Here is a 20,366-nt window from a genome sequence, read left to right on the forward strand (position 1 = left end):
GAGGGAGAAAGTGGGTCACTCGTGATGCGACATGCGCATCGTGTGGGAATGGGCGGAATGGGCAGCGGGCGCGGCCGCCGGCAAACCAGAGGCCGGGGAGGCCGGGGAGGTCGGCGCCGGTGCGGAAGGCGGCGCAGGCTGCCCCAGCGCGAGCTGCATGGCGGCGATCTCCTGCTGCTGATCGACGATGATTTCCTGCGCGATGCGGCGCAGCTGCTCGTTCTTGCCGTAACGCAGCACGGCCTGCGCCATGTCGATCGCGCCCTGATGATGCGGCGTCATCATCGCGACGAAGTCGCGGTCCACGTCGCCAGTGGGCCGGATGTCCATGTCGTTCATCATCCTCGTCATGGCCGCTTCGTTCTCGGCGAGGAAGGCCGCCTCGCCGGCAGGTGGGGCGGCAGGTGGGGCGGCATGAGCCAGCGGCATCGCGGCGGCGGCCAGCCATGCCAGCAGGTATCGGGGGACGCGTGCGCGCCATCGCCTTCGCAGCGGTGGGGAGTGGCGCAGGTGGCTGGGTTGGCTTAAGTGGCTTAGGTGGCTTAGGTGGCTTAGTTGGCTGAGGTGGCGTAGGGTGTGCAGGAGTCGAACATTCAGGCGCATGGGATCTCTCCATCGGGTCGTTGCGGGGTATACACGCCCCCCGCGCGCTTATTCCGCCATGCCCCCCTGAAAAAATTCCTGCGGCCGCCTGGAATAAACTGGGTGCTCGCCGTGTATGCCCCAGGTAAGGGCGGCGGGATGCCGCCACCAAACCGGAACCGACAGGAAACCGACGATGAACATCCGGGATGTTCTGATCGATCATGTGCCGCGCCTGCGCCGCTATGCGCGCGCGCTGATCCAGAACCGGGAACTGGCCGACGACCTCGTGCAGGACACGCTGGAGCGCGCGCTCGGCCATGCGCATCAGTACCGGCCGGACAGCGATCCCCGCGCATGGCTGTTCGCGATCATGCATAACGTCCATGCCAATCAGGCGCGGCGGGCGTCCGCGCGCGCGCCGCATGTGGCGATGGAGGGCGACGTGCTGGACGCCGCGATGGACGCGGCGGGGTTTGTGGGTAGCACGGGCATGCCCGACGGCCAGACGCGCGCGCTCGAACTGCGCGATCTCGATGCCGCGCTGGCAAAGTTGCCGGCCGAGCAGCGGGAAGTGGTGCTGCTGGTCGGTCTGGAAGACATGAGTTATGCCGAAGTCGCGCAGACGCTCGGCATTCCGCTCGGCACCGTGATGTCGCGCCTGTCGCGCGGGCGTGAGCGGTTACGCATGCTGATGGCGGGAGAGGCTGGCACATCCGGGCAGGGCGGCGCCACGAAACTGAGGGTAGTGCGATGAACGACCAACGACCAACGGGTTCGGCCGATGCGGCCATCGGTGACCTGGAACTGCATGCTTACGTCGATGGCGAGCTGCCGGGCGAGCGTCGTGCCGCCGTGGAGCGCGCGCTCGAGGCCGATCCCGCGCTCGTGGCTCGGGTGGACGACTACCTGTCGCAGAAGCGGCTGCTGCATGCGCGTTACGACGCCGTGCTCGATGAAGCGGTACCGCGTCGATTATGGCCAGCGGCCGACGCGCGGCCATGGTCGCGCACGACCACCATGCTCGCGATGGCCGCGATGCTGGCGCTCGGCGTGGGCATCGGTATCGGGATGAACGGCGTCATCGGCGGCGGGGCGCCGCGCGCGTGGGTGGCGATGCAGGACAGGCCCTCGCAGAGCGCCGCCTCGCAGGGCGGGTTGTCGGGCGCGGCCGCGCAGGGCGCCGATTCCTCCGCCGGCTTCGCCCGCCGCGCGGCGCTCGCGCATGTGGTTTTCATGCCCGACGTCATGCGGCCCAAGACGATGGATGGCGGGCATGAGCAGGACTTCGTGAACTGGCTCGCGCAGCGGCTCGGGACGGATGTTCATCCGCCGATGCTCACGCGGAGCGGGTTCGAACTCGTGGGAGGGCGTCTGCTGCCCGATGCCAATGGCGACGTCGCGCAGTTCATGTATCGCGACGCGCAGGGGCAGCGGATCACGCTATGTGTCTCGCGCCGCAAGGCGGATAGCGGCACGACGGCGTTCCGGCTGTATCAGGACGGTTCGGTCAACGTGTTCTACTGGATCGATAGGGATTTTGGCTACGCGGTGTCAGGCGGCATTGGCCGCGACGTGCTGCTCGAACTGTCACACGATGTACACGAGCAGATCGCGAAGCGAGGCGGGTGACCGAAGGGTGAGCGCGAGAGGGAGGCGGGACAGCGCCATCACACCTCCACCACATAATTCCAGTCGAACCGCGGATTCTCCATCTCGCCGGTCCGCCGGGACCGGTAGCCGCGCGGATTGCACACGACGCGCGCATCGCCGATGCGGTAGTCGAAGCCCGTATGCGTGTGCCCGTGCACCCAGAGATCGGCCTGCATCACGAGGTCCGGCCGTTGCGACAGGAATCCCGCGGAGACGATGTCGTGTGCATAGCGCGGGTCGAGGGACCCGATGTCCGGGCCGTGGTGCGTGACCACCACCGTCTTGCCCTCGAAGGGCTCGGCAAGCGCCGACTCCAACCATGCCGTCGCGCGCAGGTGCCGGGCGAGCGCGTCCGCCGGCGTGAAGAGCCGCAGCGTCCCGTCCGTCGCGTCCGTCCCATCGTCCCCGGCGGTATGGATCAGCCGATGATCGACCATCACGCTCGCACAGGCCGTCATCGCGTCCTGCATGCGATCCTCGCCAAACAGCTGGTAGTCGGTCCACCACGTCGTCCCGATCACGCGCACGGGTGTGCCGTCGCCATCGGTGAACCGCGCCACCCCGCCATTGAGCACGATCACATGGTTGAATTCGGCCGCGGCAGAAGCCAGCAGGCGGTCCGCCAGCGCGAAGTTGCTCTCGTAGTACTCGTGATTGCCGGGCACATAGACGACGGGCACATCGAACGTGCGCGCGGCCCAGTCGACGCCTTCGCGGCCATTCGCAATGTCGCCGGCGAGGATCACGAGATCGGCGTCGCAGACCGGAATCTCGGACGGCATGTCGTGCTCGAGGTGCAGATCGCTGAGCAGGCGCAGCTTCATGGACGGCTCCCGGATGCATGAGGTGAACGTGCATCCGATTCTCCCATAGCTATCTGGAAATGCGCAGGATCTCCGAAGCGAGTTTCGCGAAGCAGGGGCGCAGATCGTTGATCGTGGCCGCGTAGCAGTACACGCCGCTAGGCTGCTTGTTGTTGTACTGCGAGGCGTCGGCCGTATTCGCCATGTTGCGGAGCAGATCCGCGTCGAAGCCGCCGTTGCCGTCGAGCCCGAGCGTAAAGATATAGATGCCCGCATCCCGCATCGACGATGCCATCGCCAGCGGCACATTGGTGGCCGCGCGATACACGTTGCGCGCGAGGTCCGTGCCGTTCGTGGACGCCGTAACCGTCTTGGGCTTGCTGCCGACGATCAGAAACTCCTTGTCCGCGGCGTTGTGCACGTTGTAATAGGTCGGCATCTGGCTCGGCACCTTGTTGCCCGTCACGCCGTTGCAGTTGCCGCTCAGGGTCGTGTCCTGCTGATCGGGCGCCATATAGCCGGCGGGAGAGGTATCGTTCTCCCCCTCCACCATGATCCCGCCCGCGCACGTGCGATTGCCGTTGAGCGGATAGGTGGCCGCGAGCGTGTTCGGACGTCCATCGGAGAAGAACACGATCACGCGCAGGCTGGAACGGTTGGTCTGGGTAATGCTGTCCAGTTGCGCGCGCGCCTGCCACAGGCCTTCGGCATAGTTGGTGTAGCCCCCGTTACTCAGGCCCGTGATCTTCGTCTGCATCGCTGGCCGATCGAAGCCGCGCTGCGTGGTGCGGATGGCGATGTCCGACACCGCGCCCGAGGAAAAATGCACGAGCCCCACACGGTCCGTGGTCGGACTGAACTGATTCAGGAAGCTGTTGGCGTTGGAACGTACCGTGCTCCAGACGGGATTCATGGACCCCGACGAATCGATTACGAAGACCATGTCGAGGTCCTTGCGAATCGTGGTGGAGTTGGCCGCCACCGCAACGTTGTTGAAGCCAAGCACCTTGAGCAATGTGAGCGGCATCGTGCTCGTCGCGGAGACCGAGATCGTGACCTTGCCCTGTTCGAACTGCACCGTCGGCGTGTTCAGCGTTGGCGTGCCGCGCAGGTAGCCGTTGGCGAAGTTCGCGTGGAAGAAGTCGGAAGCGGCCTGCTGCGCCGCGGCGTTCTGCTGGGCCTGCGTGGTGCCGTTGGTGACCGCGCGCGCAGCCGCGACGGCGGCGGAATCCACGGCGGCGTTGAGGCGCGCCTTCGTCACGTAGGCCATGCCCGCGTCGACCGCGAGCCCGACGATGCCGGCGAGGCCGATCATCGTCAGTGCCGCGATCAGCGTGATCTGGCCCCGTTGCCTGGGTAGGGTTCTCATGGCGCCTCCTGCGTCGTTGTGGGACCGCTCAAAACACCGTTGACGAATACAGGTTGGGACCCAGCGTCGGCATACGCAGCGTGCCGATACCGAGTCCCTGGAAGAACATGTTGAAGCTGTAGTACGACTCGACGACCCAGATGACCTGTCCGTCGGCGATCTTGCCGGTCATCGTATTGGCGGTCGGTGAGCCGGTGCCGGGCGCGGGGAGCCCCGAGCAGCTGCCGTCGTTACCCCAGCGGCCACAGCCGGCGTACGTCTTGCTCGCGGGCGCGCTGCCGCCCATGCTCCAGCCGCCCGTCCATCGATATTGCTCGAGCACGATATTGCGAACGGTGCAGTTGGTGCCGGACTTGTTGCAGTTCTCGGCATTGCCCATGACCTTGGTCACGTAGATCATGCCGCGCTGGGGCATGTCGAGCGGCGGCGTGGTCTGCGCGAGCGAGTTCATGATGACCTGCGGCGTCTGCGAGCTGCGGGACGCGAGACTCGCGCCTTCGCGCGTGAGGTTGACGAGGATGAGGTTCGCCTGGATCGCGCGCGCGAAGTCGATGACGGGCAGCGTGAGGAAGACGAAAATCGGCATCAGGATCGCGAACTCGATGACGGCGATGCCGCGCTGGCGTTCATGCCGTGCGTGCCCTGATTGTCGTGTGGGGCGTGCGGGAGTCATCAGAAGGCCTCGTTGCGCATGGTGGCCGCCACGCGAAAGCGGTACTTGCCACCGGTGGATCCGTAGAACGCGGCCACGACGGGCGTGAGCAGCGGCCAGTTGCAGGTGACCTCGATGATCACGATGTCGCCGGCGGAGCCGAACATGCCCGCGCCGTTCGCCTGCGATGTACCATTGACCCACGTGGTGACCTGCGCGCCCGACATGTCGTACACGCCCAGCGAGGTGTCGTGGATTTTCTCGAGCACCGCGCGATAGCGTTGCTGGCTGCTCGTGTTCGGGTCGAGGTTGCTCTGGCCCGTGACGGCATAGCGCGCCCCTTCGCGCACGGCATGCTGCATCGTGAGGTTGGCCCACATCATCGCGCTGAAGTCCACGACCGAGAACAGCGTGAGGAAGAACAGCGGGGCCACGAGCGCGAACTCCACGGCGCTGGCGCCGCGCGATCGTCGGGGCCGGCGGCGTCCGGCCGCGCAGGCGGCGCGGAGTTGGAGGCAGGCGCGAGGCAGCGGGGCGCTCATGGCTATTCCTCTCATGGCAGGTTGCGGTACGCGACCAGAGCTAGCCGCCCTGGCCCATCATGAACGGCATCAGCGCGCGATAGAACTGCAGCGCGGGAGAGCCGAGCAGTACGACCATCAGCGACGGAAAGATGAAGAAGATCAGCGGGAACAGCAGCTTCACCGCGATCTTGGCCGCGCATTCCTCGGCGCGCTGACGCCGGCGGGTGCGCAGCGTATCCGCCTGCACGCGCAGCGACTCGGCGATGCTCGTGCCGAAGCGGTCGGCCTGCACGAGCATGCTCACCAGCATGTCCACGTCGTCGACATCGGTGCGCAGCGCCAGGTTGCGCAGCGCCTTCTCGCGCGAGAGGCCGGCGCGCAACTCCAGCACCAGCAGTTCGAGTTCCTCGCCAAGCGCGTGATGCTGACCATTCTGTTGTCCGCGCTGCTGGCCGCTCAACTCCTCGACGACCTTGAGCAGCGCCGCATCCAGCGCAAGGCCCGCTTCCACGCAGACGGTGATGAGGTCGAGCGCATCGGGAAACGCTTCGAAGATCTCCTGCTTGCGCTGGCGGATGCGCCGGCGCAGGACGAGGTCGGGCAGATAGAAGCCCGCGATCGCGGCCGCGAGCATCGCCACGGGCAATAGCCGCGGATTGTCCTCGCTCACCACACCGCCTGTGGCAAGGAACACGCCGAGCGGGAATGCGAGGGCGAGCGCGGTCTTGGCCGCGAAATAGACGGGAATCGCAGCGGGGCTGCGCCAGCCCGCGTTCATGAAGCGCGTGCGCAGCACCGACCCGTCCCATCCTTCCTTGGGCACGGCAAGCTTCGCGAGCGGCTTCGAAGCGTGCGCCAGCCGCTGGAGCCATTCGTCCTGCAGCACCGAAGGGACGTCGTCCTCGCCCGCATCGGCGCGCGAGGCCTGCTGGATGCGCCGGCGCATCGCATCGGGCTGGAGCAGCAGCATCGCCGCGAGCGCCGCGCCGAAGGCGAGCACGAAGGTCAGCACCAGTACCGCGATCTGTTCGATGTTCATGTCGGTCTCCTCTGGGCGCGTCCGCGTTGTCTAGATGTGGATCCGTACGATGCGGCGCATCCACAGGAGCCCCAGCGCCATCAGCAGCAGCGCGTAGCCCACGATCCACGGCCCGGCCGGATCGTTACGCAGCGGCTTGAGGAAGCCCGGGTTCACGAGGTACATCGCGCCGGACAGCGCGAACGGCAGCAGCGCGAGGATGATCCCGGACAGCCGGCCTTCGGCGGACAGCACGCGCACCTGGCCGACCAGCTTCATGCGCTCGCGGATGATGTGCGCGACGTTGCCGAGAATCTCGGCGAGATTGCCGCCCGATTCGCGCTGGATCAGCACCGCGATGACGAGGTAGCGCAGGTCCGGCAGCGGGGCGCGCTCGGCAAGGTTCTTCAGCGCGTCGTGCATCGAAGCCCCGTAGTTGATCTCGTCGAACGTGGTGCGGAACTCGGCGCCGAGCGGGTCGGAGAGTTCGGCCCCGGCCATGTCCAGCGCGCTGGAGAACGAGTGGCCCGCGCGCAGCGCGCGGCTGATCATGTCGGCGGCTTCGGGCAGTTGCATCTCGATGCGCGCGAGGCGGCGCGCGCGCCGGCGCTGCACGTGCCAGAACGGCAGCGCGAGCCATCCGGCGCAGGCGGCGGTGAGCATGAGGTCGGGCACGCCCAGCAGCTTGCCGAGCAGCCACAGCGCGAGCGGCGGCAGCAGCGTGATCGTCGTGAAGGTCGATACGTTCCAGCGCAGGCCGGATTGCATCAGCAGGCGATCGAGCGCGTCGATGCGCGGCATCCGCTTGAGCAGCGCCGCGACGAACGGCGAGCGGCTGAAGGCGCGATCCTTCACGATGGACCCCGCGCCGCCATCGTCCTGCCAGCTCGCCTCCGACACCGCGCGCAGGCGCCGGTCGAATCGGCGGGCGGCCGCGCTATGGCGGCGCATCCACCATTGATAGCCAAGCGCCAGCATCACCACGATGGCGATGAACAGCGAGAGCGCGAAGCCGATCAGCGTGTTGTCCATGGCGGTCTCCGGTCAGATACCCGTCAAACGTCGAAACGCACGGAAGGCTCGTAGAGCCGCTCCGGTACCGACAGACCGAACGCGGCGAGTCTGTCCGAGAAGTGCGGCCGCACGCCCGTCGCGCAGAAGTAGCCCTTGACGCGGCCGTCGGCGTCTACGCCCGTGCGCTTGAACGTGAAGATCTCCTGCATGTTGACGACGTCGCTCTCCATACCCGTCACCTCCTGTATGCTCAGGAGCTTGCGGCGGCCATCGGTGAGGCGCGACACCTGCAGGATCACCGTGATGGCGGAGGTGATCTGCTGACGCATCGTGCGCGGCGGCAGCGAGAGGCCCGCCATGCTGACCATGTTTTCCAGTCGCGTGAGCGCATCGCGCGGGCTGTTCGCGTGGATCGTCGCGAGCGAGCCTTCGTGGCCCGTGTTCATCGCGTGCAGCATGTCGAGGGCCTCCGCGCCGCGCACCTCGCCAAGGATGATGCGGTCTGGCCGCATCCGCAGCGCATTGCGCACGAGCGATCGCTGCGTGATTTCGCCGCGGCCCTCGATGTTGGGCGGCCGCGTCTCCAGCCGCAACACATGGTCCTGCCGAAGCTGGAGTTCGGCCGCGTCCTCGATCGTTACCACACGCTCGCTCGATGGAATAAAGCCGGACAGGATGTTCAGCATGGTGGTCTTGCCGCTGCCCGTGCCGCCCGAGATCAGGATGTTCAGCTTGGCCTTGACCATGGCCTCGATGAGCTGCGCCATCGGCGGCGTCATCGTCTGGAGCTCGATCAGGTCCTTGACCATCAGCGGCTGCACGGAGAAACGGCGAATGGAGAGCAGCGGGCCATCGACGGCCGACGGCGGAATGATCGCGTTGATGCGCGAGCCGTCGGGCAGGCGCGCATCCACCATCGGGCTCGATTCGTCGATGCGCCGGCCGACGCGCGACACCATGCGGTCGATGACCTTGAGCAGATGCGCATCGTCGTGGAACGTCACGTCGGTGAGCTCGAGCTTGCCGCGCCGCTCCACATAGACCTTGCTGGCGGTGTTGACGAGGATGTCGGAAATCGTCGGATCGGCGAGCAGCGGTTCCAGCGGACCGTAGCCGAGCATCTCGTCGCGCACGTCCGAGACGAGGCGGCGGCGTTCGGCCTCGTTGATCGGGATGTTCCGTTCCTCGACGATGCGTTCGACGAGCAACGCGATCTCGCGGCGCACCTGATCGGGCGTGAGGCGCTGGAGTTTTTCCAGTTCCACGCGCTCGATGATCGCCGCGTGGATCTCGAGCTTGAGCTGCTGATAGGCGGCATTCGCGGCGCCATGGACACCAGGATGGGCGGCGCCCGATGCGACGGCCTGAGCGCCGCTGCCGTGACAGGCGCTGGCCGCGCCGGCATCGGCGCCCGCCACGTGATCCGGCATCGCCTCGCCGGCTTTCTCGAACAGTTGCGCGCGCAGTGACATGGCGGCTCTCCGTGATGAGGGTCAGGCCTGCTTGCCCAGCGTGAGCGGGCGAGCCGGCGCGGTGCGATGGCCCAGCAGCCGCGAGAGCAGGCCCTCTTCGCGTGCGCCGGGCTGCGGGAACATGTCGTCCACCATGTGCGTGAACGCGCGCGAGATCGCGCTGTGAGGCGCGAGCTGCAACACGGGCACACCCTGGTTCGCCGCTTCGCGCGCGGTTTTCGGATCGGTGGGCAACGTATGGGCGACGCGCGCGCCGAGCGTCTCTTCCAGCGTGCGGGCGGTGATCGGCGCGTGCCGGTCGTACTGGTTGACGATCAGCTGCGTGCGGTCGGCGGGATAGCCGAGCGAGCGGAAGATGTCGAGCAGATGCCGGCCCGCGCGCAGGTAGGGCAGGGACAGCTGCGTGACGCAGTGGATGGTGTCGCTATGGTCGAGCACCATGATCGACGAAGGGTTGATCTCCTGCCCGACGTCGAACACGAGTACGTCGTACGCGGGCCGCGCGAGGTCGAGGATCAGTTCCAGATGCGCGGCCTTGAGGTCGCCTGCCTTCACCGGGTCCCCCGCGCCGGCGATCACGTCGAGATTCGGATGCGCGTGGGTAATGCACGCATCGAGCAGCGCGAGGTCGAGGCGGCTGGCCTGCTTGCAGATGTCGGCGAGCGTCGCGGGCGGCTTCTTGTCGGTAACGAGGAATGCCGCGTCGCCGAACTGCTGTACGAGGTCCACGAGCAGCACGCGCTTGCCGCGCAGCGTGGCCACCGCGTGCGCGAAGTTGGCCGCGACGAACGTGGTACCGGCGCCGCCCTTGCACGACGAGAACGAGATCGTGCGCGCCTCCGCCTGGATCTCGGCGGGGGTGCGCGCGGCCACGCGGGCGAGTTCCGCGTTGAATTCGCGCGGGTCGAGCGGCCAGCGCAGCACGCTGCGCACGCCCATCCGCATCGCGCGCATCAGCAGGTCCGCGGTGGGGTTCGGCGTGACGAGGATGCAGGGGACGTCGCCAGGCTCGGGAAAGCGCTGGCGCAGGCGTTCGAGCACGTCGGCGTCGAACTCGTCGGCCAGCAGCACGAGGAAGTCCGCGGGATGGATCAGCCCGGCCATGCCGAGCGCCTTGGCTGGCTCCGCACAGACGAGTTGCGGCTGGCGCTGGATGTCGGCCTGCTGGGCCAGCGCCAGCATCTGGCGTGCGCGCGTGTCGTCGTCCGACACCAGGATGAGCTTTGCCATGAGGAATCTCCGTTGGTCTGCGTGCGTTGTGGATCAGGGCGAGCCCACGCTGCCGCCGCCTACGCCGATGACGTAGGCGCTCGTGTCGGTCGGCGGGTTGCGGAACGACTGGTTGTAGCGATCCATCGCGAACGTCGCCGCGCGGCCATCGACGCCGGTCACGGGGTCGGGGTTGTACGGCGCGTTGGGGTTCAGCGTCTGCATCATGCGTACGGTGCGCACGGCGTCGCCGAAGTTGGCATCCCATACAGGCGAGGTGTTCATGCAGCCCGTGAGGCCAAGCGCGGCGATCACGGCGAGCGCGGTGAGCGGGGTGAGCGGGGTGAGGTTGAGGTGCTTCATGTCGGTCTCCTTGACGATGCCAGGCGGACTACTGCGTGCTGCCGGTGGTGGCCAGCGCGGCTGTGGGCGTGAAGCCGCCGCTCGCTGGCTGCTGGGGCATCGGGGCCGGCGGGGCGAGGGGCGTCGCCGTGACGGTCGGGTCCGCGACCGTGGTGACCGTTGCCGGCGGCGGCGCGATCGATGTGGTCGGAGACGGCGCGCTGCCGGGTGCGGGCATCGGCGCCGGCTGCGGCGCGAGCATCGGCGGCGTGCGCGGATGGCCTTCCATGTTGCCGTTGATGAAGACCTCGCCGGGGGCGACAGGCCCGAACGAATCCGTGGGCATCGGGTAGTTGGCGGGCAGCGGCTTGACGAGCCGCGGCGTCACGACGAAGAGGAGTTCGCTGCGGTCCTGCTGGAAGCTCGTGCTGCGGAAGAGGTTGCCGAGAATCGGCAGTTCGCTGGCGCCGGGCAGTCCCTTGAGGCTCCCCGTTACGTTGCTCTTGATCAGCCCGCCGATCGCAAAGCTCTGGCCATCCATGACCTGCAGCGTGGTCGACGCGCGCCGCGTGTTGATCAGCGGCAGGATCGTCGAGCCCGACAGGTTCGGCGCGGTGAGCGCGACGCCCGTGGGCGACAGCTCGGACACTTCCGGCGCGACCTTGAGGTTGATGCGGCCGTTGGCCAGCACGGTCGGCGTGAAGCGCAGCCCCACGCCGAAGGTTTCTTCCTGCAGCACGATCGAGGTCACGCCGCCGAACGTCGATTGCGGCACGGGGATGAACACCTTGCCGCCCGCGAGGAAGCTCGCCTCCTGCCCGCTGATCGCCATCAGGTTCGGTTCCGCCAGGATCTTGACGAGGCTGTCGCCTTTCTGCGCATCGATCGCGACCTGGAACGGAAGGTTGTTGGCCTTCGACCCCGTGATCACGCCCGATGCGCCCGACAGGAAGTTCGCGAGCAACCCGAACGACCAGCTGCCGAACGCGCCCTGCAGGTTCGCCGCGGCGCCGAGCTGGTCGATCAGCGTCTTGGAGACCTCGGCCACCTTGACCTCGAGCATCACCTGCTGCGGCGCATCGACGGAGAGCATGTTGATGATGCGCGGGCTGCGGATGGGCATGCCGCCGTTGCCCGCGGCGGCGAGGTTGTTTGCCATCGGCATCATGGCGCCACCCATCGCTCCGCCCATGGCCATCGCCGGCATCATGCCCGGGGTGCCCGGCGCGGGCGTTGGCGTGCCCATCGGCTGCTGCGGCGCCTGCAGCGGGCTGCGGCTCTGGCGTTGCACGAACGCATTGGCGATATCCATGATCTGCTGCGCGACGATCGCATCCGGCACGTTGCCGGACAGCACGAGGCTGTCCGCCGCGGCGGAGACGCGCACGCCGCGCGCCTGCGGCAACAGCGAATGCAGCGCGGACTGCAGGCCCGCCGGATCGGCGCCGACCGTCACGTCGATCACCGTGCAACGGCCGCTGCGGCCCTGCACGATCATGTTCGTGGTGCCGATGTCGAGGCCCAGCACATAGAGCGTCTGCGGGGACACGAGCATCGCCTGCACGATGCTCGGATTGCCAAGCGTGCGTGTCCGCACGGGCTCGGGCAGCGGCAGCATGCGCGACTTGCCGACGGGCACGGTGACCTGTTCGGGCTCTGCCGCCGCGCCCGCGCAGCTGGGGCCGCGGCTGACACTACCGTCGGCCGGCGCTGGCGGCGTGGCCGCCGCGCCGATGGTCAACTGGATCGGACCGGTCGCGGCGATGCGCGTCGGCTGTGCCGCGGCGGCGGCTTCCTCGGCGGCCTGGACCTGCTCGCTGGCCAGCCAGACGCTGGCGAAGGCGAGGCTGGCGAGCGTGGTGGTACGCAGGACCCTATGCATCCGCGCGCGGGATGCGCACCGTGCCGGGCTTGCCGGTCGCGTGGTCCGTGCGGGCGTGTGATTGGCTTTCATTGGATTCCCCCGGTGGTGTTGGACACGGTGCGTCAGAAGCACTCTTGGTTCTGCTGCATCCCGCTGATCACGCCGACGCACTGGCCGTTGAGCTTCTTCTCGACGATGCGCTGCACGACCTGCACGGCACGGACGACCGGCGTGGGCGCCGGCGCCGCGGCCTGCACCACGGGCTCGTTGAGCAGGCTGCGCTTGGTCGCGCCCGCGGTATCGACGGGGCGCTGCTCGACCTGGTTGCGGAGCACGAGCGAGAGCGATCCGACGCTGCGCGCGAGGTCGAGCTTCTCGGCTTCGACGGGCGATACTTCCAGCGTCACGGCGTTGACGACCTTGGGCTTGGTCTCGTCGCGATTGACCTCCTGCGCGACGGCCAGCACGAGGATCTTTTCGAGCACGATCTTCGAGATCGACTGCTCGGGTTGCCCCGCATCGCTCTTGCCCGCGTCCTTCTGCGTGTTGACGATGATGTCGACGAAGCTGCCCGGAAGCGCGAAGCCCGCCACGCCGACCACGTCATTCACGCGCACGGTGATGGCGCGCTTGCCTTCCGCGATCACGGCGGAGAGGCCGCCCTTGGTGCCCGCGGGTGTGAGCTTCGACTCGAGAATCGGCTCGCCGCGCATCACGCTGGCCTTGGTCACGCGGCCGTCGACCGTGGAGACGTCGGACATCGCGCCGGGTGGCAGGCTTTCGCGCGGCCAATCGACGAGCTTGACGAACTCAGGCGCGAGGCGTTGTCCGAGGTTGATGTCAGCGGTGGCCACCGCGACCTTGGTGGTGCTGCCGGCGCTCTGCTGGACCATCCAGCGCGAGGCCATCACGACTGCCGCGAGGCCCGCGAGGGCCGCGACCAGCAGCATCACCAGTGTGCGTACGTTTCTCATTTCAAGGTCCCTCCGGTCTGTCTGCGGTGCGTTCGATGTCTTCGATGCGAGCGCGTGCACGCTCCCCTGGCCGCGCCGGTAGCCGGCGCGCCATGGTCGCAATGCGGTGATGCGTTGATGCGGGGTAGTGCGGTGTCCCGTTCGCTAGCGGAACGTTCGGGCGTGCTGCCGCATGTTGCGCGCCGCCTGCAGCGGCGCGTCGCCCTGCGGCGTGCGGCTCCAGAAGCGGGAGGGGCAGGGGCGCGCGGGGGCGGCAGTGGTGCCGCTGGCGTCGCTGTCGCGATCCTTGCGTGAAGTGCGGTCTGACCTGGCCATGTTGCTTCTCCCGTTCCTTCGTTGTGCTGGTATGCGTCTGCCGGTGCGTGGCGTCAGATGACGCCGGTCATCACCAGCAGCACGCCTCCCGCGATGGCGACGGCATAGGGCAGCCGCGCCGTCGTTGTGACCGTCGTTGCGGTATGTGTCGAACCGTTCGTGCCAGCGCGCCAGCTGAACGGCAGCATCAGCAGCGTGCCGACGACACCGGCCATCGTGCGCCGCACGTGCCGGCGCGCCACCATGGTCCACACTGCCATCGCCCCGCCGCACAGCAGCGTGGCGATCAGGATCTCGAGCGCGGTCTCGGAGCCGACGAACGCGCCCACGCAGGCCATCAGCTTGGCGTCGCCCGCGCCGACGGCGCTGACGAGGTACAGCACCACGAACGGTGCGATGCCGGCCGCGAGGCCGGTGAACCAGCGCCACGTCCCCGGCGCGGCGCCATGCAGCGCGGCCTGCACGACCAGGGCGGCAATGGCGCCCATGGCGACGAGGCGGTTCGGAATGCGGTGACTGCGGAGGTCGCTCGCGGCGGCCGTGCCCACGAGTGCCAGCAGGCAGGAGGCGGTCAGCAGATCGAAGGTGCCCAGGCGAGCGATGTCGCCCACGGCGACCAGAGGCTCGAAGAACCCGGACAGCAGGCCCGAATGGGCATCGGCTGAGGTAACGGCGCGCATGATGGGGTCCTCGGAGGCGATGAGTGATGGAGACTGGACGCGCGACGCGGAGCCCGGAAAGTGGCGTGACTTCCCGGGCCGCGCGGCGCGCTGCCCGATCGGTCGGCTCAGGTCGAGGCGGCCGTCAGGGCGGTCTGGATACGCGTCCAGATCGTCGTGACCGCGGTTTCGATCGCCGGGCCCGCGGCGACCATGCAGAGGGCCACGAATGCGAGCAGCAGCGCGTATTCGATGCCAGCGGCGCCGTCTTCCTCACGAGCAAAACGCTTGATGCCTTCGAACATGGTGTTCATGTCCTTCTCCTTCACGTCATGGTTGATGGGAAAAAAGCGCCCGCTGGAGACCGGGCACAAGCTTCGGCCGGCAATGCCGACCGGGCCAAACCGGACCGTGGCCGCTGGCGCGGGCGCGTTCCCGTTCCACCCTGCCCAGGCGGCCCGCCGCGGCCAATGACCGTTGCGTGGCACGTCGCCCGGTGCCTGGCTGCTCCCGGCAAGCCATGCACCCTCTCGGGCGCCGCGGACCGATCCAGACTTCTCCAGGGACCGGCTCGCGCCTGAAAGTGCTGCAACCCGCGTTGACGGTCCCGTTTCCGGGTCCCGTCCCAGGCGGCACTGCAGCGTGCCAGCCCGGCTTTCCTCCCCCCGGGCGGGATCTCGCACTGCGATCCTCGATGCCCGTTCCCCGTCCCCACTTGTGCCTTTCCGCTTTCTTCCGTCCGGTCCGCTGTTGCATCGGCCGTCCGTCGTGGTTGCGGAACATGGAGCGACGAACGTGCCATTGAGGCTAAGTCATTGATTTATATAGGGGTGGGTAGCACAGGGTGCGTCGTTTCCGAGACTGTGTAACCAATTGTTTCTGTGCGGTTACTAGTCTTTTTGAGCACATTGCCGGCCTCTAACGGTCTTTTGTGACCGAAAAGGCGTATGAAACACCGTCAAATGTGACGGATGTGATGCTGGTGAGCGGGTTCTGCCGGATACGGCAACAGCGGACCAAAATGTTGCATGGATGAAGCGCTGATATCGGCATATGCACGCGCGAACCCGACTGAAGCGCGCACGCTACATCTTTCGGCGCGACCGAATGCACGAGGGCATTTGGCAGGCGGCGTGGGGAGGCCTGGGGGGTGGCGCTGCAAACTGGGTGAGTCCCCACTCATCCTTTTGGGCGAGGCGCGCACCGGAAGGATCGCGTGCGGCACGCCCGCCTCGTCCAGAGGATGGAGACGGCAAGCAACATCCGGCGCGAACGCGCGCGGGGCCAAATGGTTGCATTCGTGAAACCTGTGGGTCCTCAGCGCGCGAGTTGTTAAAAACGTGAAGCGCCGAATACACGACATCCAGGCGATTACCCGACCGTCCGGTCTGGGAACTGTTTCAGACGGGAAACGGCAGTGAAGATTGTTCGACCTGCTCGCAGAGCCATTGGTAAAAACGCTGGATGGCGCGCTCGCGAGGATTTCCTTCCCGCCACGTGACCCAGTAGTGAAGGCTCGAGGGGATGCGCGCGGTGCCGACCTGCACGAGCTGGCCGCTGGCGAGGTAGTCGCGGGCGAGCTGCGCGCGCGCCGTGGCGACGCCAAGGCCCGCCACCGCCGACTGGAGCATCAGGCCGGCATCCTGGAAGATCGGCCCGCGCTCGGGTTCGACCGGCGGCAGCCCGGCCACGACGAGCCAGTCGCGCCAGGGGCGCAGCGCGAAACGCAGCATGGGCAGGCGGGGGAGGTCGGCCACGGTGAAGCCGGGATACTGCGCGAGCAAGGCGGGACTCGCGACCGCGATCACGTAGTCCTCGATCAGGTTGTGGCAGACGAAGCCGGGCAGGTCGATGCGCTGGTGCCAAATGCCGACGTCTACCGCGTACGGGTCGGGCGGCGGCGAGATCTCGGCATGGAGCCGCAGATGCAGGTCGAGCTCGGGCGCCTGCGCGTGCAGGCTCGGGAGGCGGCGGATCAGCCAGGCGTTGGCGAGGTCCGCCATCACACTCACCTGCAACTGCACCACGGGCGGCCCCGCGTCGTGGGTGGCTTCGCGCAATGCGGACTCGAGGTCGTCGAGCGTGTTGCGGACCTGTTCCGCAAGCCGCGCGCCCGCGCTCGTCGGCGTCATCGAGCTGCCCGTTCGCTGAAACAGCTTGGTCCCGAGGCTATCCTCGAGCCCCCGGATGTGGTGGCTGATGGCGCTGTGGGTGAGCGCTAGCTCCTCCGCCGCGCGCGTAAAACTCCGATGCCGCGTGGCCGCCTCGAGCGCGCGCAGGGCCTGCAGCGGGGGCAGATGGAAGGGACGCTGCGGGCGGTCGGGGTGGTCCGGCAGCGTCGGCGCGCCGGGCGAGGGGTCTGGCGTCTCGGGGCGCCTGGCGGCGGACGAACGTGGAGGTGGAGAAGGTTTGACCATGGCCGTCAAATTCTACTCACAATGGGCGCGGGTATCTTTCGTTGGCCTTGCACCGTTTTGGTGACGACAATGAAGCGATGAACCCCACCACCGCCGCTTCCGAAGCCATCTCTCATTCGAGCCACCGCCCCGCGATGGACACCGCCGCCGCGGCCAACACAACAAAGCGGCCGCAGCCGCCCGCGTCGGCGAATGCCCGATGGCGCGTGCTGGCCGTGTTCTCGCTCGGCTTCCTCGTCTCCTATATCTTCCGCGGCGTCAACCTCGGCTTCGCGCCGCATCTCGTCCGTGAGCTCGGCCTCACCGCGGGCGATCTCGGGCTGCTGACCAGCTTCTACTTCCTCGGTTTCGCCTGCGCGCAACTGCCTGCGGGCCTGCTGCTCGACCGCTTCGGCCCGCGCCGCACCGAAGCGGCATTGCTGTTGCTGGCGGTCGCCGGCTCGCTCGTGTTCGCCTCGGCCCCCGGTATGGTGGGATTGGCGGCCGGCCGCATGATGATCGGCATCGGCGTATCCGTGTGCCTCGGCGCCGCGATCCAGGCGCTGTCGATGTGGTTCCCGCTGTCACGCATGCCGTTGCTGAACGGCGTGGTCATGGCCATCGGCGGCCTCGGCGCGGTGGTTGTCGGCACACCGCTCGCGTGGCTGCTCTCGTGGACGGACTGGCGCACGCTGAGCGCGGCCATGGGCGGCGTCTCGCTGGCGATGGCCGTGCTGCTGTGGTTCGGCGTGCCCGACGTCCCGCGCGCCGGACGCGAGAGTCTGGTCGAACAGCTGCGCGGCACGCGCGAGATTCTTGGCAGCGAGCGCTTCTGGCGCGTGGTGCCCCTCACGCTGCTGAACCAGGGCATCTTCCTCGCGGTGCAGACGCTGTGGGTCACGACGTTCATGCGCGACGTACAGGGACTGGCCGCCGCCGACAGCGCAAGCTATGTGTCGGTCATCGGCATGGCGATGATGGCGGGCTGTGTCGGCGCCGGCTGGGCCGCCCGCCATCTGGAACGCGCGGGCATCAGCCTCTACGCGTTTGCGGGCTTCGGCATGATGGGCTTTATCGCGATCCAGGTTCTGCTGATGCTGCGCGTGCCCGTGCCGCTCGCGGTGTTATGGGCCGCATACGGCGTGTTCGGCTCGAGCGGGATTCTGACGTATGCCGTGCTCGCCAGGCGCTTTGCCGATGCGATGATCGGCCGGGCGACCACCGCCCTGACGCTGACGGTGTTCCTCGCGACGTTCGCGTTCCAGATCGGCATCGGCTTCGTGCTCGATTTCTGGCCGGCTAACGACGGGCACTATCCGATGGCCGCGCACTTGACGGTATGGACGGGACTGGTCGTGCTGCAGGGACTGGCGGCGGTGTGGTACATGCTGGGCCGCAACCGCGGCTGAGGCGCATCCCTCGGTTACAACACGATCGGACGGTCGTCGAGCTCGTTCGGGTTGTAGCCGCCATCGGACGGGTAATGCTCGATCAGCAGCGCGTGGATACGCGCGATGGCATCGAGCACGGGATCCACGGACAGGTTTTTCGCAAGCCCCCGCGCGAGGTCATCGCAGATTTGCCGCCACGCAGCAGGGCTCACGCGCGCGTCGATGCCGCGATCGGCAAGCAGTTCCACCGCATGGTCCGCGAGGTTGATATACAGCAGGACGCCCGAATGGTCCTCGGTATTCCAGACCTCGAGCGCCCCGAACAGCGCGCGGGCGCGCTGGCGCGGCGTGACACCGGCCCACGCATGGCCAACGGGCAGGCTCGCCTCGATCGCCACGCGTACTTCGCCGCGATGATGCTGCTCGCCCGCGTGCACGGCCACCTGCAGCCGGTGCTGGGCATCGGGCGGAAAGGCCTTCCGCGCGGTCCCCTGCGCGGTACCGAGATGTCGCAATGCGCGTTTGAGCGAGGGCATCGATGGGCCTCCTGTTACCAGTTGCCCGAGGCGCCGCCGCCATCGAACGAGCCGCCTCCGCCGCCGCCGAAGCCACCACCGCCGCCCCCGCCACCCAAGCCCCCGCCACCGAAGCCGCCACTGCCGCGTCCCCAGCGCTGGCCGATCTCGTATCCGGTCATGCCGCCGAGTCCGCCCGCTGCCACATCGGGCCAGCCGCGCCGTCCCGTGACGATATGCGGCCCCCGCGCGGCGCGCTTCAGCGCGGAGAGGAAGAAGAACGCGATGATCGCGAGCGGGAACAACACGGGCAGCCAGTCCTGCCACGACGACTGCTGCGCGCCTTGCCGCGCCTGCGGCGCCGCGAGGCCTTCCTTGTCGATCGTCGCCTGAATCGCGGTGATACCCGCGGCGAGGCCGCCGTAGAAATCCTTCTGCCGGAAATGCGGGGCGATCACGTCCTGCAGGATGCGCTTGGACATCGCATCGGTCAGCGACCCCTGCACGCCGCGGCCGACCTCGAGCCGCAGGCGGCGCAGGTCCGGCGGATTGTTCATCGCGACCATCAGGATCACGCCATCGTCGATACCCTTGCGTCCCGCGCGCCAGGCGTCGGCGACGCGAATGCTGTACGCATCGATCGTCTCGGGCGCGGTGGTCGCCACCATCAGCACGAAGATCTGGCTGCCGCGCTGCTGCTCGTACTCGGCCAGCACATTCTCCAGCGCGCTACGCTGATCGGGTTGGAGCGTGCCGGTCAGGTCGGTCACGCGCTGGGTCAGGGGCGGCACGTTGACGAAGCCGTCCGTCGTGCCCTGCGCGAGCGCGGGCCGCGGGCACGCGGCCAGAAGTGCCATGCATAGCAGCGCCGCGCTCAGCAGCGCCATGCCTGGCAGCGCGAGCCAGCGACGGGTGGGCGGGAAGGCCGCGAGCGAACGCATGTGGCGTCAGAATTTGACGGCCGGCGGCGTGGAAATCGCCTTCTCGTTCTCGACGGAAAACGACGGCTTGACCGGGTAGCGGAACACCATGGCGGTCAGATTGGTCGGGAAGCTCCGCGCGAGCACGTTATAGGACTGGACCGCGGCGATGTACCGCTGGCGCGCGACGGTGATCCGGTTCTCGGTGCCCTCGAGCTGCGACTGCAGATCGCGGAAGCCGGCATCGGCCTTCAGCTGCGGATAGTTTTCGGATACGGCGATCAGCCGCGACAGCGCGCTCGTCAGCTGGCCCTGTGCCTGCTGGAACCGCGCGAAGGCCTCGGGATCGTTCAGCGTCTCGGGCGTGACCTGCACGCTCGTCGCCTGCGCGCGCGCCTTGGTCACGGCCTCGAGCGTCTCGCGCTCGTGGCTCGCGTAACCCTTGACGGTGTTGACCAGATTGGGAATCAGGTCGGCCCGCCGCTGATACTGGTTGACGACCTCGGCCCAGGCTGCCTTGACGGCTTCGTCTTTGGCCTGAAAGTCGTTGTATCCGCAGGCGGTCAGCAGGCTGGCGGCCCACAACAAGGCGAGCCAGCGAAAAACGTGAGTCGGGAATGCGCGCATCGATTGGCTCCTGAACAGAAGGTGCGACAGGAACCAGTGTAGCGCAGGGTCAATGCGCGGCGACCCC

General features: G+C 67.7%; 22 protein-coding genes. 3 read left to right on the top strand and 19 right to left on the bottom strand.

The window, feature by feature from the left end:
- Positions 1–15: 15 nt before the first annotated feature.
- Positions 16–492 (bottom strand): DUF305 domain-containing protein, encoded by a 477-nt coding sequence (locus KHP16_RS16365; protein WP_415831431.1) that lies wholly within the window; start codon positions 490–492, stop codon positions 16–18.
- A 286-nt stretch (positions 493–778) separates the two neighbouring features.
- Between KHP16_RS16365 and KHP16_RS16370 the strand changes: the two genes are divergently transcribed.
- Both KHP16_RS16370 and KHP16_RS16375 read left to right on the top strand, forming a co-directional pair.
- The gene (locus tag KHP16_RS16370) at positions 779–1,339 is read left to right on the top strand and encodes an RNA polymerase sigma factor (protein WP_211960679.1); all 561 of its coding nucleotides are present in this window, start codon (positions 779–781) and stop codon (positions 1,337–1,339) included.
- A complete protein-coding gene (locus KHP16_RS16375; RefSeq protein ID WP_211960680.1) occupies positions 1,336–2,214 on the top strand; it encodes an anti-sigma factor family protein in 879 nt (292 codons plus the stop codon). The genes KHP16_RS16370 and KHP16_RS16375 overlap by 4 nt, the downstream gene beginning before the upstream one ends.
- 38 nt (positions 2,215–2,252) lie before the next feature.
- On the opposite strand, the gene KHP16_RS16380 is transcribed toward KHP16_RS16375, so the two are convergent.
- From KHP16_RS16380 to KHP16_RS16450, 15 genes are all read right to left on the bottom strand, one after another.
- Positions 2,253–3,059 carry a metallophosphoesterase gene (locus KHP16_RS16380; RefSeq protein ID WP_211960681.1) on the bottom strand — a complete coding sequence of 269 codons (807 nt, stop codon included), beginning with the start codon at positions 3,057–3,059 and terminating at the stop codon, positions 2,253–2,255.
- Between the two features lie 49 nt (positions 3,060–3,108).
- The gene (locus KHP16_RS16385) at positions 3,109–4,407 is read right to left on the bottom strand and encodes a vWA domain-containing protein (RefSeq protein WP_211960682.1); all 1,299 of its coding nucleotides are present in this window, start codon (positions 4,405–4,407) and stop codon (positions 3,109–3,111) included.
- A 28-nt stretch (positions 4,408–4,435) separates the two neighbouring features.
- Entirely contained in the window at positions 4,436–5,080 is a 645-nt protein-coding gene (locus tag KHP16_RS16390; RefSeq protein WP_109580327.1) for a TadE/TadG family type IV pilus assembly protein, read from the bottom strand.
- Positions 5,080–5,601 carry a TadE family protein gene (locus KHP16_RS16395; protein WP_179593204.1) on the bottom strand — a complete coding sequence of 174 codons (522 nt, stop codon included), beginning with the start codon at positions 5,599–5,601 and terminating at the stop codon, positions 5,080–5,082. Before KHP16_RS16395 ends, KHP16_RS16390 begins: the two co-directional genes overlap by 1 nt.
- A gap of 40 nt (positions 5,602–5,641) precedes the next feature.
- A complete protein-coding gene (locus KHP16_RS16400; RefSeq protein ID WP_115952683.1) occupies positions 5,642–6,622 on the bottom strand; it encodes a type II secretion system F family protein in 981 nt (326 codons plus the stop codon).
- Positions 6,623–6,652: 30 nt separating this feature from the next.
- Positions 6,653–7,633, bottom strand: a complete 981-nt coding sequence (locus tag KHP16_RS16405; RefSeq protein WP_121490582.1) for a type II secretion system F family protein — start codon at positions 7,631–7,633, stop codon at positions 6,653–6,655.
- 23 nt (positions 7,634–7,656) lie between these two features.
- On the bottom strand, positions 7,657–9,087 hold the full coding sequence (locus tag KHP16_RS16410; RefSeq protein ID WP_109580331.1) for a CpaF family protein: 1,431 nt from the start codon (positions 9,085–9,087) through the stop codon (positions 7,657–7,659).
- Positions 9,088–9,108: 21 nt separating this feature from the next.
- Positions 9,109–10,317 carry an AAA family ATPase gene (locus KHP16_RS16415; protein WP_109580332.1) on the bottom strand — a complete coding sequence of 403 codons (1,209 nt, stop codon included), beginning with the start codon at positions 10,315–10,317 and terminating at the stop codon, positions 9,109–9,111.
- 33 nt (positions 10,318–10,350) lie between these two features.
- Entirely contained in the window at positions 10,351–10,659 is a 309-nt protein-coding gene (locus KHP16_RS16420; RefSeq protein ID WP_109580333.1) for a hypothetical protein, read from the bottom strand.
- Positions 10,660–10,687: 28 nt separating this feature from the next.
- Positions 10,688–12,520, bottom strand: a complete 1,833-nt coding sequence (locus KHP16_RS16425) for a type II and III secretion system protein family protein (RefSeq protein ID WP_244835835.1) — start codon at positions 12,518–12,520, stop codon at positions 10,688–10,690.
- Between the two features lie 104 nt (positions 12,521–12,624).
- A complete protein-coding gene (gene cpaB / locus KHP16_RS16430; RefSeq protein WP_211960684.1) occupies positions 12,625–13,476 on the bottom strand; it encodes a Flp pilus assembly protein CpaB in 852 nt (283 codons plus the stop codon).
- Between the two features lie 144 nt (positions 13,477–13,620).
- A complete protein-coding gene (locus tag KHP16_RS16435; RefSeq protein WP_167468392.1) occupies positions 13,621–13,791 on the bottom strand; it encodes a hypothetical protein in 171 nt (56 codons plus the stop codon).
- Positions 13,792–13,844: 53 nt separating this feature from the next.
- Entirely contained in the window at positions 13,845–14,471 is a 627-nt protein-coding gene (locus KHP16_RS16440; protein WP_211960685.1) for an A24 family peptidase, read from the bottom strand.
- A gap of 107 nt (positions 14,472–14,578) precedes the next feature.
- Positions 14,579–14,764, bottom strand: a complete 186-nt coding sequence (locus tag KHP16_RS16445; protein WP_373561881.1) for a Flp family type IVb pilin — start codon at positions 14,762–14,764, stop codon at positions 14,579–14,581.
- 1,086 nt (positions 14,765–15,850) lie between these two features.
- The gene (locus KHP16_RS16450) at positions 15,851–16,867 is read right to left on the bottom strand and encodes a LysR substrate-binding domain-containing protein (RefSeq protein ID WP_109580337.1); all 1,017 of its coding nucleotides are present in this window, start codon (positions 16,865–16,867) and stop codon (positions 15,851–15,853) included.
- Between the two features lie 134 nt (positions 16,868–17,001).
- On the opposite strand from KHP16_RS16450, the gene KHP16_RS16455 reads away from it, so the two are divergent.
- Positions 17,002–18,255, top strand: a complete 1,254-nt coding sequence (locus tag KHP16_RS16455) for an MFS transporter (RefSeq protein WP_211960758.1) — start codon at positions 17,002–17,004, stop codon at positions 18,253–18,255.
- Positions 18,256–18,269: 14 nt separating this feature from the next.
- Here KHP16_RS16455 and KHP16_RS16460 read toward each other — a convergent pair whose 3' ends face one another.
- From KHP16_RS16460 to KHP16_RS16470, 3 genes are read right to left on the bottom strand one after another with little or no spacing between them, the layout of a single operon-like run.
- Entirely contained in the window at positions 18,270–18,773 is a 504-nt protein-coding gene (locus KHP16_RS16460) for a TPM domain-containing protein (protein WP_109580339.1), read from the bottom strand.
- Between the two features lie 14 nt (positions 18,774–18,787).
- The gene (locus KHP16_RS16465) at positions 18,788–19,693 is read right to left on the bottom strand and encodes a TPM domain-containing protein (RefSeq protein WP_415926787.1); all 906 of its coding nucleotides are present in this window, start codon (positions 19,691–19,693) and stop codon (positions 18,788–18,790) included.
- A gap of 6 nt (positions 19,694–19,699) precedes the next feature.
- Positions 19,700–20,299, bottom strand: coding sequence for a LemA family protein (locus KHP16_RS16470; protein WP_115952678.1), 600 nt, complete (start codon positions 20,297–20,299; stop codon positions 19,700–19,702).
- Positions 20,300–20,366 lie beyond the last annotated feature (67 nt).

It is taken from the genome of Cupriavidus plantarum (genome assembly GCF_905397285.1).
In the GTDB taxonomy this organism is placed as follows: Bacteria; Pseudomonadota; Gammaproteobacteria; order Burkholderiales; family Burkholderiaceae; genus Cupriavidus; species Cupriavidus plantarum.

Coding starts and splice junctions, on each gene's coding strand:
- KHP16_RS16370 (WP_211960679.1), top strand. CDS start 779: ATGAACATCCGGGATGTTCTGATCGATCATGTGCCGCGCCTGCGCCGC.
- KHP16_RS16375 (WP_211960680.1), top strand. CDS start 1,336: ATGAACGACCAACGACCAACGGGTTCGGCCGATGCGGCCATCGGTGAC.
- KHP16_RS16380 (WP_211960681.1), bottom strand. CDS start 3,059: ATGAAGCTGCGCCTGCTCAGCGATCTGCACCTCGAGCACGACATGCCG.
- KHP16_RS16385 (WP_211960682.1), bottom strand. CDS start 4,407: ATGAGAACCCTACCCAGGCAACGGGGCCAGATCACGCTGATCGCGGCA.
- KHP16_RS16390 (WP_109580327.1), bottom strand. CDS start 5,080: ATGACTCCCGCACGCCCCACACGACAATCAGGGCACGCACGGCATGAA.
- KHP16_RS16395 (WP_179593204.1), bottom strand. CDS start 5,601: ATGAGCGCCCCGCTGCCTCGCGCCTGCCTCCAACTCCGCGCCGCCTGC.
- KHP16_RS16400 (WP_115952683.1), bottom strand. CDS start 6,622: ATGAACATCGAACAGATCGCGGTACTGGTGCTGACCTTCGTGCTCGCC.
- KHP16_RS16405 (WP_121490582.1), bottom strand. CDS start 7,633: ATGGACAACACGCTGATCGGCTTCGCGCTCTCGCTGTTCATCGCCATC.
- KHP16_RS16410 (WP_109580331.1), bottom strand. CDS start 9,087: ATGTCACTGCGCGCGCAACTGTTCGAGAAAGCCGGCGAGGCGATGCCG.
- KHP16_RS16415 (WP_109580332.1), bottom strand. CDS start 10,317: ATGGCAAAGCTCATCCTGGTGTCGGACGACGACACGCGCGCACGCCAG.
- KHP16_RS16420 (WP_109580333.1), bottom strand. CDS start 10,659: ATGAAGCACCTCAACCTCACCCCGCTCACCCCGCTCACCGCGCTCGCC.
- KHP16_RS16425 (WP_244835835.1), bottom strand. CDS start 12,520: ATGCATAGGGTCCTGCGTACCACCACGCTCGCCAGCCTCGCCTTCGCC.
- cpaB (WP_211960684.1), bottom strand. CDS start 13,476: ATGAGAAACGTACGCACACTGGTGATGCTGCTGGTCGCGGCCCTCGCG.
- KHP16_RS16435 (WP_167468392.1), bottom strand. CDS start 13,791: ATGGCCAGGTCAGACCGCACTTCACGCAAGGATCGCGACAGCGACGCC.
- KHP16_RS16440 (WP_211960685.1), bottom strand. CDS start 14,471: ATGCGCGCCGTTACCTCAGCCGATGCCCATTCGGGCCTGCTGTCCGGG.
- KHP16_RS16445 (WP_373561881.1), bottom strand. CDS start 14,764: ATGAACACCATGTTCGAAGGCATCAAGCGTTTTGCTCGTGAGGAAGAC.
- KHP16_RS16450 (WP_109580337.1), bottom strand. CDS start 16,867: ATGGTCAAACCTTCTCCACCTCCACGTTCGTCCGCCGCCAGGCGCCCC.
- KHP16_RS16455 (WP_211960758.1), top strand. CDS start 17,002: ATGGACACCGCCGCCGCGGCCAACACAACAAAGCGGCCGCAGCCGCCC.
- KHP16_RS16460 (WP_109580339.1), bottom strand. CDS start 18,773: ATGCCCTCGCTCAAACGCGCATTGCGACATCTCGGTACCGCGCAGGGG.
- KHP16_RS16465 (WP_415926787.1), bottom strand. CDS start 19,693: ATGCGTTCGCTCGCGGCCTTCCCGCCCACCCGTCGCTGGCTCGCGCTG.
- KHP16_RS16470 (WP_115952678.1), bottom strand. CDS start 20,299: ATGCGCGCATTCCCGACTCACGTTTTTCGCTGGCTCGCCTTGTTGTGG.